Source organism: Prosthecobacter sp. (genome assembly GCF_044373815.1).
Lineage (GTDB): Bacteria > Verrucomicrobiota > Verrucomicrobiia > Verrucomicrobiales > Verrucomicrobiaceae > Prosthecobacter.
The window spans coordinates 1-13,100 of sequence record NZ_JBIPNG010000155.1; the positions used below are offsets into that span (position 1 = coordinate 1).

The 13,100-nt window shown below is 61.4% G+C and carries 12 protein-coding genes; 7 read left to right on the plus strand and 5 right to left on the minus strand.

What is annotated here, in order from left to right:
• Positions 1-120 precede the first annotated feature (120 nt).
• The 5 genes from ACIREA_RS14195 to ACIREA_RS14215 all read right to left on the minus strand — a co-directional run bounded on the left by ACIREA_RS14195 (position 121) and on the right by ACIREA_RS14215 (position 5,783).
• A complete protein-coding gene (locus ACIREA_RS14195) occupies positions 121-1,056 on the minus strand; it encodes a GNAT family N-acetyltransferase (RefSeq protein ID WP_397382933.1) in 936 nt (311 codons plus the stop codon).
• Positions 1,057-1,059: 3 nt separating this feature from the next.
• Complete coding sequence (locus tag ACIREA_RS14200) at positions 1,060-1,479, minus strand: hypothetical protein (RefSeq protein ID WP_397382934.1); 420 nt, start codon at positions 1,477-1,479, stop codon at positions 1,060-1,062.
• A complete protein-coding gene (locus ACIREA_RS14205) occupies positions 1,466-2,464 on the minus strand; it encodes a Gfo/Idh/MocA family protein (protein WP_397382935.1) in 999 nt (332 codons plus the stop codon). The genes ACIREA_RS14200 and ACIREA_RS14205 overlap by 14 nt, the downstream gene beginning before the upstream one ends.
• A 92-nt stretch (positions 2,465-2,556) precedes the next feature.
• A complete protein-coding gene (locus ACIREA_RS14210) occupies positions 2,557-4,569 on the minus strand; it encodes an alpha/beta hydrolase domain-containing protein (RefSeq protein ID WP_397382936.1) in 2,013 nt (670 codons plus the stop codon).
• Positions 4,569-5,783, minus strand: coding sequence for an alpha/beta hydrolase family protein (locus tag ACIREA_RS14215; protein ID WP_397382937.1), 1,215 nt, complete (start codon positions 5,781-5,783; stop codon positions 4,569-4,571). Before ACIREA_RS14215 ends, ACIREA_RS14210 begins: the two co-directional genes overlap by 1 nt.
• Positions 5,784-5,965: 182 nt before the next feature.
• Between ACIREA_RS14215 and ACIREA_RS14220 the strand changes: the two genes are divergently transcribed.
• The 7 genes from ACIREA_RS14220 to ACIREA_RS14250 form a co-directional block, all read left to right on the plus strand.
• Complete coding sequence (locus ACIREA_RS14220) at positions 5,966-7,417, plus strand: hypothetical protein (RefSeq protein ID WP_397382938.1); 1,452 nt, start codon at positions 5,966-5,968, stop codon at positions 7,415-7,417.
• Complete coding sequence (locus tag ACIREA_RS14225) at positions 7,414-8,508, plus strand: dihydrodipicolinate synthase family protein (protein ID WP_397382939.1); 1,095 nt, start codon at positions 7,414-7,416, stop codon at positions 8,506-8,508. Before ACIREA_RS14220 ends, ACIREA_RS14225 begins: the two co-directional genes overlap by 4 nt.
• A gap of 8 nt (positions 8,509-8,516) precedes the next feature.
• The gene (locus ACIREA_RS14230; protein WP_397382940.1) at positions 8,517-9,308 is read left to right on the plus strand and encodes a hypothetical protein; all 792 of its coding nucleotides are present in this window, start codon (positions 8,517-8,519) and stop codon (positions 9,306-9,308) included.
• A 16-nt stretch (positions 9,309-9,324) separates the two neighbouring features.
• Complete coding sequence (locus ACIREA_RS14235) at positions 9,325-10,734, plus strand: hypothetical protein (RefSeq protein ID WP_397382941.1); 1,410 nt, start codon at positions 9,325-9,327, stop codon at positions 10,732-10,734.
• Between the two features lie 54 nt (positions 10,735-10,788).
• Positions 10,789-11,583, plus strand: coding sequence for a hypothetical protein (locus tag ACIREA_RS14240; RefSeq protein WP_397382942.1), 795 nt, complete (start codon positions 10,789-10,791; stop codon positions 11,581-11,583).
• Positions 11,584-11,685: 102 nt separating this feature from the next.
• The gene (locus ACIREA_RS14245) at positions 11,686-12,417 is read left to right on the plus strand and encodes an HpcH/HpaI aldolase/citrate lyase family protein (RefSeq protein WP_397382943.1); all 732 of its coding nucleotides are present in this window, start codon (positions 11,686-11,688) and stop codon (positions 12,415-12,417) included.
• The coding region (locus tag ACIREA_RS14250; protein ID WP_397382944.1) for a LamG-like jellyroll fold domain-containing protein at positions 12,414-13,100 on the plus strand (687 nt) is incomplete at its 3' end. The genes ACIREA_RS14245 and ACIREA_RS14250, both read left to right, overlap by 4 nt.

Here is a 13,100-nt window from a genome sequence, read left to right on the forward strand (position 1 = left end):
CTACGCCGTCCCATGACGCGACTGGTCAACGATCTGCTCACCTCATCCCTGCAACACACGCAGGGATGGAGCATCGCAGCCACGCAGATGAGGCTTCTCTTTCCATAAGCAGCCAAGATCTCACGCTGTCTCCGGCATGAAGGTCGGGAAGACGATGCCTTTCGCACCAGCGACGGGAGCGGTGGATTGCGCGACATGTAGCTCCACGTTCCGAGCTCCCCACGAGTAAGTGGTGCGGACGAGCGCGGACGCGGCGCAGGAGGCGAGGAAGACGAGCGTTTGACCCCGCAAGCAGTCGAGAGCTCGCCAGAGCAAGGCGACTGCCGTTGTCTCATCGATGGCGACACCAGGACCGATCATCGTGAATGACGGGTGCGTGCTCATGGCGAGGAAGCCGTTTACGGAGCCATCCGAGGCCTCGGAAACGAGCACCCGCCAGGTGCCGACTTCGTTGCGAATGAAAAACGCGAAGTCCTTTTCGCGACGGATGCCCTGCTGAGCGTGCTCGAAGTCAGAGATTCGCGGCGCATCGGCCAAAACGGCATCACGCACTCTTTCGATGCCCGCAGGTGCGGTGGCGGCCAGGCCGGTTTCGGGAACGGTGATGAGCAAATCTTGAAACATGGCCCCGGGGACGAATCCGAGCCGCGTGTAGAGCGAGAATGAGTCGAGGTTCAACAGGCTTGAAACAAGCCGTGCGGGCTTGCCAAGGCGTTTCGCCTTGTCCAAGACGAGCGACATCATCTTCTTCGCGATCCCACGCCCACCCGCGTCCGGTGAGGTGGCAACGATGCCTACTGACACATGCGTTTCACGCTCGTGCGAAAAGCACACGCCGACAATCTCGCCGCTGGCCGTGCGGGCAGTGACGCATTCGCCGGGATCGAGCGCCTCATAGACGTCAGGAAAGAGGGTGAAGGGCTCGTGGCTGTCGCCAAAGCGCGATCCCTGACCGAGGCGGCTCTCATACCAGTGCACCAGCGCCCCGTGCAGCAGGCGGGCGATCGGCTCGCGGTCGGATGCGGTGAGGGCCGTGAAGGCAATGTGCTCGCTCATGGCTCAGAGGATCTCCCAGCCTTTGCGGTATTGTTCTTTGATGAAGGCGTCTGCGGCAGGCAGGCCTTTGGCCTTCATCGCCGCGGCGTCCCACTCGATGGGCTTTTGCGCGCGCAGTGAGAGCACGCCAAGCAGCGCGATCTCCGTGAGGTGGGCTGCGTAAGCGAAGGGGCTTGTCGCAGGTTCGCCGCCTTTGCACGCATCGATCCAGTCTCGATGATGGCCGTTGGAGCGTTTCAGCTGCGGCGCCGACTTCTGGTATTCCACGCGGCGTTTTTCAGGGAAGAGCCGGGGTGGCCCGCCCCCGCCATCGCACTGGATCACTCCTTTTTCGCCGATAAAAAGACAGCCGCGTTTTGGCAGTGGGAAAGCGCCCAGCGCCTCGGGCGTGGGCGGCATCATGCCGCCGTCATACCATGTCATGCGGATCTCCGGCCGCGAGCCCGCTGCGGGGGAAGGTGTAATAAATGAGCGAGCCATGCGGAGCGATGTCACCCGTCATCAAACCGGCTGCGTGCGCCTCGATGCGCGAAGGCACTGGCAGATCAAAGGCGCGCACGGCGGTGTTCATATCGTGGCAGGCGAAGTCGCCGATGCCCGTGCAGCCAAAGTCCCAGAAGTCCCGCCACGCCACGGGGAAGTATGCCGGATGAAACGGTCGCTCCTGACGCGGGCCAAGCCACAGGTCCCAGTTCAGGCCTTCGGGCACAGGCGGTGTGTCGGTGGGCTTTCCGGCGAGCGTGGGATTCCACCGCTTCGCGCCCACCCACACATGGATCTCCTTTACCGCGCCGATGGCGCCGTCCTGGATGTACTCGATCGTCTCGCGTGTGCCGAGCGACGAATGCCCCTGGCTGCCGAGCTGGGTGGCCACGCCGGTCTCTGCGGCCACCCTGGCCACGTGACGCGCCTCCCAGATGTTGTGCGTGAGCGGCTTCTCACAATAGACGTGCTTCCCGGACCGCATGGCGATCACCGAGCAGTAGGCGTGCAGATGGTCTGGCGTGGCAATGAGCACGGCGTCGATGCTCTTCTCATTCTCCAGCATCTCGCGGAAGTCGATGTAGTCCGCGCAGCGGAAGTTCGGTGTCTTGTTGGCGTAGTGCTTCTCGATCTCCGCCTTCACCGGCAGGCGGCCGCCCATGCCTTTGAAGTAAAAATTCTCAAGGCTGAACGACTCCGCCGGATCTGCCACAGCGATGATCTGGCAATCCTCAAGCGGCAGGAGATTGCGCACATTGGTGCGGCCCTGCCCGCCGGTGCCGATGATGGCCACATTCACCTTCTCGCTCGGCGGCACAAAGCCCGGCCCGCCCAGAACATGCCGGGGGACGATGTTAAAAGCAGTCACCGCAGCGGCGGTGGTTTTGAGGAAATGTCGGCGTGAGGAGCTCGGAGCGGGATTCATGCGGTGATGCAATACGCCGTCCTGTGTGGCATTCTTCAGACGTGTTGGCAGCCATGGCAGCTGGAAGGATTGCAGTGCCGCCACCGACTAGCCTACTGCGCTGAAGCCCGCACGATGATCCTCGCCACGTCTTCCTCCAGCAAAAAACCTTCTTCGTGGAGCTTCTTCGCCGCTTTCGCGAGACGAGAAAGGTAGGCTTCTCGTGCCGGGTAGCGTTCTTCGAGCGAGAGACGCAGGTCGCCGGTCTTTTCGCGTTCGGCTTTGGTTTTGGCAAAGGGGATGAACATGCCGTCGAGCGGCGAGAGCATCGTTTCTGCGCCTGCATGCGGCGAGCGGAGGTTCCAGCCGGTGTAGGTGCCTTGAGGCACGGCGACCTCAGGAAGCACGATGCCGCTCGTTTCATTGCCATCGGCATTCACGGCGGGCAGCAGCGTGCGGAACGGTTTTCCGACCTTGGGCGGGATGATGTCGGCGATGCCTTCGCTCTGAAAACGCGGCCCGAAATCAAGGCGCGGAGGCTGGTAGGCCTGGGTGGGAAGGCGGCAGCCAGGAATCTTCGGAAACTGCGACTTCCATTCGTCGAAGCTCACCAGCGTGTGATCTTCAATACGCGGATGACGGCTTGGCGGCGGTGTTTTGCCATGCTTCACCCAATCGACGAGGTGCAGCAGCAGCGCCCGCAGGACGGGGCCGCGATCATCGAGCGTGTTGCGCGGCTGCTGGCAGATGCCGGGGCTGCCGTCGCTCCTGCCGAGATGCTGCGCCCCGGCCACGAGGTACACGCGCACATCGTCGGGCAGCGTGAGATCGCCTTTCGCCTCGACATCGGTGTGCAGCAGCGAGGCGGCGCGGCTCCAGTATTCGGTGGAGGTTTGCGTGAAAAGCAGGCGCGGCGTGTGGCCGGACTTTCGAGAACGGGCCAGCGAGTTTCCTGATGCGCCCGTGATGGGATCCGTCTGCGGCATCGGAGCCAGCGGGAAGAACTCGCTGCCGGAAAGATGCCCTTCGTGCTGCGTGCCGAACTCCGTGCTCATGCGGAAGCGATGGTTGAACATGCCCTTTCCGGAGCCCGCGACATGGATCAATGCGCCGTCGAAGACCGCGCGTCCCTGCTCGTCGGTGTTCAGCCCCTCATGCAGGAAGTGATGAATGACCCGGCCCGACTGGGAGATGCCGAATACGCAGGCCTTTTGCACCGCGCCCGCCAGCGGATTTTCCTTCGCCGGCCCGTAACGGAAAAACGCCACGCAGTCTCGCAAGGCCGTGAGGCCGAGCCCGGTCACGCGAGGCTCCTTCGCCATGTAAACGAGATCGTAGAGCCAGCCGGGGCACAGACCGGCTTTCACATAAACATGCGTGGCATCCGGGATGAATTTCCCCTCCTCTATGCGACCAAATGCCCACTCGCCGTGAGGAATCTCGATGCCTTCAGCATCGCGCTGCGGGCGCATCGTGAGCGTCGCGTCCGTGTTGTCGAGGCTTATGGATGGAAACGCCGCGCCGATGCCCCACGGGCTCCACGAAAAGGCCCGGCTAAAGACTTTTTCCGTGGTGCTGATCTCCAGATGCGCCCGTCCGGTAATCGTCCGGCCGTCCTCGGTGGCCACCGGCAGTCCGCAGAGCAAACGGCGTGTGTCATCGGCCTGCACCTCGCTGTTCCAGCCGCACCACAGCACGGAAAAGCCATGCTTCATGAGGAAGCCATGGCCCGCATGCGACTCTGACTTCGGATCGTTCGTGCGCTCGCCATCGTTGAAGGTCCAAAGAGCGAGCAAGTTGCCGCGATTGTTCACGTCATAGAGAAGCACGCCGTTGCCCTTCGTTGCGTCGGTCGGTTTCAGGAGGAAGAAGTCCGCCCAACTCTCCACGCGTCCTCCGGCAGTGCGCGGCGCCCGCTGGAGGTCGCTGATGCGTTCATTGGCCGCGTTGCGCGGGTCTGTTTCAAAATACATCCGCCCTTCAAGACGCTCATAGTCACCTGCGGCCCCAAAGACCTTGCCCGCTGCAAACGGCGAGCGTGCTGTGATCTCGACGCGGGTGACTTCCGCATGAGCCTGGCCGATGAAGAAAGCGGCGATGATGATGCGGGAGAAAAAGAGTCTCATCAGAAGGGCAGGGGGGTGTTGGGGGCCACGGAGTCTTTCGGCCAGGGATTGCCGGCATTGAAGACAAGCATCTCTTCCTCTGTCTCCACCTTGGAAAAGGTCTCGTTGATCTGTTCCTCCTTGGCCCAGACACGCAGGCTGTTGAGTCCGAGGTGGCGGATGAAAAACGGATAGGCGGCCAGTCGCTTGCTTGGCCCATAGTCGTGCCCCTCCAGTGGGAAATGAGCGTTCACGACCTTGTCTGCGGCTCCGTAAAGGCTGTAGATGTGCTGGATGTAGCGGAACTCCACCTCCGGCGTGTGCTGGGTGTAGTCTGCGCCATTGGAAATGATGAGCTGAGGCCGTGGTGCGGTCATCGCAGCGATCTCGGCGTTGTTCGTCTTGTGGTTCGGCCCCCAATGAATGGGCATGCCGCTTTCACACGGGCAACCGCCAAAGAAATGCGCGGACACCTGGCAGCTCGGCACCGCCACCGTGATGCGCTCATCCAAGGCGGAAGTGAGGAAAGTCTGCGTGGCACCGCCGGAGTTGCCGGTCATGCCGATGCGCTGGGGATCGACCCCTTCGATGGACGAGACGAAATCCAGGGCACGAATGCAGTTCCACATGATCAAACGCTGAATCTCCGGCACTTTGCCATGATCCCAGCCCGCTTTTTTTGAGTCGCCATAACCTACCATGTCATAGTGGAACACCACCGCCCCCATGCGGGCCAGCACCGCACAGCGGGTCTGGCGCGATGGAAGGAAACGGCCACCGTGCCCGTGTGCGGACACGATGCCGGCGTAGGGCGGCTTCATCCCGAGAGGCCGATACAGCGTGCCGGTGATGTAGAAGCCGGGCCAGCTGCGGACATGTACGCTCTCCGCCGTGTACCCCTCATAGGTCCGCTTGTTGGAATACACAGGGTCCAGCGGGGGCTTCTCCGGTGGATTCGCCAGCCGTGCTCCTTCGAGGATGCCGCGACGAATGGCCGCCTTGCGCTTTTCCCAGCGCGCCAGATCGGGGGTGGCTTTTTTGAAGGCCTCCAGCTCGGCGATGGCTTCCCCAGGCGTTTGGGCCTGGCCCATCCGTAGATGCCACCCCTCGGGCAGTGGCTTCAGCACCTCCGCTCCGAAGAGGGACTGCCCACACCAGCCGGAAAGCAGTGCCGTTCCTGACTTGGTGAGCAAAGAACGACGTGTGAATGAAGTCGGTGCAGGGGCTTGGTTCATGATGGGCGATGATTTTCTTGAGCATCGAGCAGCCGAGATCGTGACGGCTGGTCTGACGACTCATGATTCTACGCACCTGATGGGTGACGCTTATCGTGTCTATTGGAACCCCTGCACATTGTGGTATCGGCCGCGGAGCAAAAACCGTGACAAGAATCTTGCGGAAGCTGGGTATTACCCCAATGCGACTTTTTCTGCTCTCCTTGTTCATCGCAACCTCTGCTGCTGTTGCTTCGGCTTCAGATCTTCATGTGGGCGCGGCCACCGTTGACATCACGCCAGACCGCCCCGTGGCGCTGGACGGACAAATGCATGTGCGCATCTCTGAAAAACCCGAGACGCACATCTTTGCCACCGCGCTGGGCCTGGAATCGCGCGAGGGAGACCGGGTGCTGGATCAGGCCATCATGATTTCATGCGACATCGTGGCCATCCGCGAGGGGCTCATCAAGCTGGTCCGCGAGAAGGCCAAGGACAAGCTGCCCGGATTTGATCTCAACAAGCTCTTTCTCAATGCCACGCACACTCACACCGCGCCGGTGACAATGAAGGGGGATCGCTACAGCCTGCTCGGCAAGAATGTGATGCTGCCCATGGAATACACCGACTTCCTGGTGGATCGCATTGTGGCGGCTGCGGCTCAAAGCTGGGAGCAGCGCAAGCCCGCCAAAGCAGGCTGGGGCCAGGGGCAGGCGGTGATCGCTCAGAACCGCCGTGCGACCTACGCGGACGGAACCGCGAAAATGTATGGCCCGACCAATGTGCCGGAGTTTCGCGGCATCGAGGGGTATGAGGATCACAACCTCGACGTGCTGTTCTTCTGGGATCTCAACAACACGCTCATCGCCACGGCGGTGAACGTCCCATGCCCTTCCCAGGAAGTCGAGGGGCTCAAAGTGATCCACGCCGACTTCTGGGATCCGGTGCGCCGCCAGCTGCGCGAGCGTCATGGCAAGGATCTCCACATCCTCGCGTGGACCGGAGCCGGAGGAGACCAGGTGCCGCGCCCGATGTATGGCAAGGCGGCGGATGAGCGCATGCGCCGTCTCCGCGGCCTCACACGGCTGGAAGAAGTCGCCCGGCGTGTCGTGAGTGGCTGGGAGGAGGCGTATGAAGGCGCCAGGCTGGAGCCGGTGACAGGCGCGGTGTTGCAGCACCACACAAAGAAGATCGACCTGCCCTGGAGAAAGGTGACTGAGAAGGAGCTGGCCGATGCGCAGAAGGCCGTCGAGCAATTCAAGAACGACCCCAAGGAGCAGTGGAAGTATCTTTGGAACCAAGGCGTGGTGGATCGCTACGAAGCTGAAAAATCCGGGGCTGCGGGTGTCTTCCAGATGGAACTCCACGCCCTGCGCCTCGGAGATGTGGCCATCGCCACCAATGAGTTTGAACTCTTCACCGACTACGGCGTGCAGATGAAGGCCCGCAGCCCTGCGGTGCAGACCTTTCTCATTCAGTTGACCGGCTCAGGCGGCTATCTGCCGACACCGCGAGCCGTGGCCGGAGGCAGCTACAGCGCCATCATTCAAAGCAGCCGGGTCGGTCCCGAAGGCGGCCAAGCGCTGGTGGATGAAACCGTGAAAGCATTCAACAATCTGTGGCCTGCGCCAGAAACCACCAAAGCCCGCCAATGAAGCCGCGAGCCCATCACCTTTCCCGCCGGCAACTCCTCGGCACCGCCCTTTCCGGCGCCGCAGTGCTTTGGAATGAACAGCGCCTGCACGCTGCCGATGCCGATCCGCGAGTGCGCGGACCGTTTCCGATTCTCTCGACACCCTTCACGGAAAGCGGTGCGGTGGACTATGAGGTGCTGACGAATCAGGCGCGGTTTGTGGACTGGGGCGGCTGTCCAGGCATGATCTGGCCACAGTCGGGCGACAGCGTGGACCTGCTGACGATGGAGGAGAAGCTGCGCGGCATGGAGGTGCTGGCGAAGACCTCGCGCAGTTTCAAGACATCAGCGCTCTGCCTTGGCGTGCAGGGCAAGGACACGGCGGAGATGCTCGTGTATGCGCGCCACGCTGAAAAACTCGCGCCTGCAGCCATCATCTCACGTCCGCCAGACTCGGGACGCACGGAGGAGGACCTGCGGCAGTACTGGCGTGCACTGGCTAAGGTGGCGCAGCGTCCCGTCATCTTTCAAACGACAGGCGGCGTGGCTTACAAAGGGCCGGTGCCGTCCGTGAAGCTCATGATCGAGCTGGCGAAGGAGTTTCCAAACTTCGGCTACATCAAGGAGGAGGCCGCGCCGATCATCGCCCGCACGCGCGAGCTGTGTGCGGCGAAACCGGTGATCCGCCGCGTCTTCAGCGCCCGGGGAGCTCATGGATGGCTCTTCGAGTCCCACCTCGGGACCGAGGGCCTCATCACGGAGCGTGCGGTGTATGCGGATGTGCTGACCCGGCTCTGGCAGCTCATGGAGAGCGGCAAAGACGCCGACACGGTGCGCGACATCCACGCGAACCTGCTGCTGCTCTTCAACCTCGGCCAGCATCTCCCCGGCGGCGATCTGCGCGGTTTCCAGCTCCATCTGTGGAAGAAGCGCGGTGTTTTCAAAAACATGATCTCCCGCCAGTACGGCCCTGGTCGCAGCGTCCCGGACAAACCCATCTTTGCCGAGCTGGCGCTCACTGCCGACGAGATCGCGGAGGTTGATTTCCGATTCGAAGCCTTGAGTCCGTATTTGAAGCCTAATCCACCGCGCTTCGACGCCGCCACCCAATAACCACGCCCATGAGGCTTCTCCTTTTCGTTTCCGTTCTTTTCGGCCTGCACGGCGTTCGTGCCGCTGATGACTTTCATGCCACGGCCTGCGAGGGCGCTTACCCGCGCCATCTCCAGGGCATCTGCACGGATGGCAAGGGCAGCATCTACTGGTGCTGGACCGATGCGCTGGTGAAGACCGACCTCAACGGCCATGTGCTCAAGAAAGTGCCTGTGGCCAATCATCACGGAGATCTCTGCTACCATGACAGCCGCGTCTATGTGGCGACGAACCTCGGAAAGTTCAACCTGCCTGCCAGTGCGGCGGACTCGTGGGTCTATGTCTATGATGCCGACACCCTCGCGGAGCTTGCGAAACATCGCCTGCCCGAGCTGGTGCACGGCGCGGGCGGCATGGAGCATCACGACGGGAAGTTCATCGTCATCGGCGGGCTGCCGCCCGGAGTGAACGAAAACTACCTCTACGAATACGACGAGAATTTCCACTTTCAGAAACGCCACGTGCTCGCCAGCGGCTACACGCTCATGGGCATCCAGACTGTGGCCTATGCCAATGGCGCGTGGTGGTTTGGCTGCTATGGCAAGCCTGCCGTGCTGCTGCGGGCGGATAAAAAATTTCAGTTCACCGGCAAATGGGAATTCAACGCCTCCGTCGGCATCGCACCCATCAGCGGCGGCCGCTTCCTCATGGCCCAAAACACGTCCATCAAAGGCGACGATGGCAAAACCAAGGCCAACCAGTCTCGCGTCGTCATCGCCCGCCCCGACGAAAAGGCCGGGCTGGTCATCGACAAGCCATGAACGCATTGACTCAACCATGAAAACCACGCTCATCTTCTGCCTCGCACTTCTTCCCATCGTCGCCCCGGCGCAGGACAAAGTCTTCAAAGCCGGCGCTGCCACCAGCAACATCACGCCACCGCTCGGCATGACGATCGTGGGCAACTTCGCACCGCAGCCCATCTCCAAGCAGGTTCACGACGAGCTGCATGTGCGCTGTCTGGCGCTTGATGATGGCAAAACGAAGCTCGTCTTTGCCGTGGCGGACAATCTGCATCTCGGACGCGATGTTTGGGACGAAGCCAAGAAGAAGTTGGAGGCCGACACGGGAATCCCGGCCTCTCACATGATGTTCTCCGCCACCCACACGCACTCCAGCGTGTCGGCCATCACCAATAAAGATGCCGGGTTCGACTACCGCAGCCTCGTCATCTCCCGCGTGGTGGATGGCGTGAAGCGCGCGCTGAACAACCTGGAGCCTGCCCGCATCGGCTGGGGCACGGGCAAACTGCCGCAGTGGGTCGGCAACCGCCGCTGGATTCTGAAGGAAGGCGTCACCAATCCCAATCCGTTTGGCGGAGAAGATCGCGCTGTGATGAATCCGAGCAGCATGCTCATTCCGCGTCTGGAAGGCCCAGCCGGCCCGACGAACCCCGAGGTCTATTGCCTCTCCTTGCAGGCCACTGATGGCCGCCAGATCGCGCTGCTGGCAAACTACTGGCTGCACTATGTCGGCGGCGTGCCCCGCGAGGACTTGTCGGCGGATTATTTTGGCGAGTTTTGCCGCCGCATCGAGCAGTCCCTCGGTGCGCCGTGCGTCGGCATCCTCGCCAACGGTCCCTGCGGTGACGTGAACAGCAACGACTACAGCGGCAAGACACCCGCCGTGAATTACAAGCCTTATGAGAAGATCAAAGCCGTCGCCGGCGACCTTGCGCGGGAGGTGCTGCGTGTTCGCCAGACACTCAAGCATCAAGACTGGGTGCCGCTGCAAGCAGCCGCCAGCGATCTGGAGCTCGCCGTGCGCCGCCCGACTCCGGAGATGGTGAAGTGGGCCGAAGGTGTGCTCGCCAAGCCGAAAGACGCCGCGCCCGTGCACCGCCTCGAACAGCCCTACGCCGAACGCGTGATGGCAGTGAAGAAAGCCAAGCCTGATACGATCCAGGCTTACATTCAGGCCTTTCGCATCGGCGATCTCGGCATCACATCCATTCCTTTTGAGGTCTTCACCGAGACTGGGTTGGAGATCAAAGCCCGCAGCCCCTTCAAGTACACCTTCACCATCGAGCTCGCATCAGGCAGCAACGGCTATCTTCCCACGCCGCGTCAGCACGACCTCGGCGGCTACGAAACCTGGCTCGGCACCAATCGCGTCGAGCGCGAGGCGTCCGTCAAGATCACCGCAAAAGTCCTGGAACTGCTGCAGAGCGTGCATGCCGCACCATGAAACCCTTCTTACGAACGCCGCGCTGGTGTGCGTTGATCTGCGAATGAACAGAACGTGTTTGATTGGAAAACAACAAGAATGAAGCCCTTCCTTTATGCTCTCCTTGCGCTCGTGAGCAGTGCTCTCCCCATCTTCGCGGCGCCACCCATCACCTGTCAGGCCGAGGCAAGCGGGCATCTCCAGGGATTCGATGCCGATGGCTCGTTTATCTACTGGTCGATGTTCACGAATCTCGTGAAGACGGACTTTGCCGGGCGCGTTTTTGCCGAGCGGGCTGTCGATCCGCATCATGGCGATTGCTGTGTTCACAACGGCAAAGTCTATGTGGCGACCCAGAACCGGACGAAGGAAAGGCGCGGCGTCTATATCAACGTCTATTCGTGTGACGACCTTCGGCCTGCGGGGGAGTTTACGATCAACTTTCCCTTTGAGGGTGGAATCGACGGCATCACCTATGCGGACGGCTTCTTCTACGTGGGAGAGGGGAAGCCTAAGGACAGCGAGCAGCCTTTTAACTGGGTCCATAAGTTCACGCCTGACTTCGTCGCCGTTGATAAGATCAAGGTTCCCGGTCAAACGACTTATGGTATTCAGACCATCACCTTTGCCCACGGATTCTTCTGGCTGGGCACCTACAGCAAAGAGCGGACCTACCAGTGCGCTCCCGACTTCAAACTTCTCACGCACCACGAAGTTGACATCTCTGTCGGCGCATTTGCCCTGCCGAAAGGCCCCGGCGGTGAACCCCGGCTGATGGTGGCCAGAAACATCAAAAAGGAGAATGGCCTCTGGACGGCATCGGCTGCTCCGGCGATCCTGAAAGATGGACGGCTCGTGATGGAAAAGTAGGCCCCGCGAGAATTCACGTGCTCGACAGAAGCAAGGGCCGCAAACTCTGGCAGGCACGGTTTCACAAAGCAGCATTCTTCTTCAACATCTCCCAGATTCCTCATGCAAACTGAAGCACGCAGCTCTGACCTCCAACTCGGCACCTGGTTGCAGACCGGCTCTCCTATTGTTGCCGAACTCGCTGATTTGAGCGGGTTTGACTGGTTGCTCATCGACCTTGAGCACGGGTGCGGCACAGAGGCGGCGGTGCTTTCACAAATCCAGGTCATTCGCCATGCCGCCGCCATCGTCAGGGTCGGTGCGCCGCATCCTGAACTCATCGCGCGTTCGCTGGACTGGGGAGCGGCCGGCATCATGGTGCCCATGGTTTCCACCGCTGAGAAGGCGGCCGCCTGTGTGCGTGCCATGCGCTATCCACCACGTGGCGACCGCGGCCTGGCTGGCATGGTGAGAGCCTATGACTACGGCCTCCATCGCGAAATGCCGAAGCCTGTTTTCTATGCGCAGATCGAGACCATCGAAGGCGTGGAAAACGCGCGGGCCATTGCCGCCGTGGACGGTGTGGATGTGCTCTTCATCGGTCCGATGGATTTGAAACTCCAGCTTCAGTCCTACCCTGAGCGCACCCACCTCGACTTTGCCGCCTGCCTGCGGGAGGTCGCGTCTGCGGCCCGGGAGGCTGGCAAAGCCTGTGGTCTGCTCTGCCGCCAGACGGATGATTTTTCCGAGCTGCAGGCACTCGGCTTCACCCACCTCGCCATCGAGACGGACATCACGCTCCTGCGTGAGAGCTACCGCAACGTCATTCAACCTCTTCGCGGAAAGAAAGCATGAATCCGAGAGCCCTGATTGTGTTATCCGCCCTGTTGCAAGCTTCAGGCATCGGGCTGCACGCGAATGATGGCAGGCCGGTGCTGCAGCTGGACTTTGGGCAGGAGGAGTCGGCTCCGTTGATTGCAGTGGGCGGGGTGGTGCGGGATCAGGCGGGGCCGCGCCCGCCGGAGTTTCCGGACTTTGAGGCGGACAACACGGCCATTCAGTTGCAGGGGAAAGGCTCGCGTTACGAGATCAAGGACACGGGAGCGCAGAGTCCGTTCGATTTCACGAATGGCGATGCCATCACGCTGGAGACGTGGGTGAAGGTGGACAAGATCAGCCCTGGACAGCCGGTGTATCTGACCGGCAAGGGACGCACCAACTCACCGCATTTCGCGCGCAACAATCAGAACTGGTCGCTGCGGGTCATCGGCGGGAGCGAGGGGCTGGCGCACCTGAGTTTTCTTTTTGCCAGTGCTCCTGCGCCCGGTGGTGGAAACACCTGGCACCTCTGGAACTCGGTGGCGTCCTTTCAGATCAAAACGGGCTGGCATCATGTGGCGGTGGCCTACGAATTTGGCAGGCCGGAAACGATGCGCGGATGGATCGACGGCGTGGTGACTGATGGAGTCTGGAGCGTGGACGGAGCCACCACGAAGGCGCCCGTGATGGATGATGACGATGTCTGGATCGGCTCATCG

Coding starts and splice junctions, on each gene's coding strand:
- ACIREA_RS14195 (WP_397382933.1), bottom strand. CDS start 1,056: ATGAGCGAGCACATTGCCTTCACGGCCCTCACCGCATCCGACCGCGAG.
- ACIREA_RS14200 (WP_397382934.1), bottom strand. CDS start 1,479: ATGACATGGTATGACGGCGGCATGATGCCGCCCACGCCCGAGGCGCTG.
- ACIREA_RS14205 (WP_397382935.1), bottom strand. CDS start 2,464: ATGAATCCCGCTCCGAGCTCCTCACGCCGACATTTCCTCAAAACCACC.
- ACIREA_RS14210 (WP_397382936.1), bottom strand. CDS start 4,569: ATGAGACTCTTTTTCTCCCGCATCATCATCGCCGCTTTCTTCATCGGC.
- ACIREA_RS14215 (WP_397382937.1), bottom strand. CDS start 5,783: ATGAACCAAGCCCCTGCACCGACTTCATTCACACGTCGTTCTTTGCTC.
- ACIREA_RS14220 (WP_397382938.1), top strand. CDS start 5,966: ATGCGACTTTTTCTGCTCTCCTTGTTCATCGCAACCTCTGCTGCTGTT.
- ACIREA_RS14225 (WP_397382939.1), top strand. CDS start 7,414: ATGAAGCCGCGAGCCCATCACCTTTCCCGCCGGCAACTCCTCGGCACC.
- ACIREA_RS14230 (WP_397382940.1), top strand. CDS start 8,517: ATGAGGCTTCTCCTTTTCGTTTCCGTTCTTTTCGGCCTGCACGGCGTT.
- ACIREA_RS14235 (WP_397382941.1), top strand. CDS start 9,325: ATGAAAACCACGCTCATCTTCTGCCTCGCACTTCTTCCCATCGTCGCC.
- ACIREA_RS14245 (WP_397382943.1), top strand. CDS start 11,686: ATGCAAACTGAAGCACGCAGCTCTGACCTCCAACTCGGCACCTGGTTG.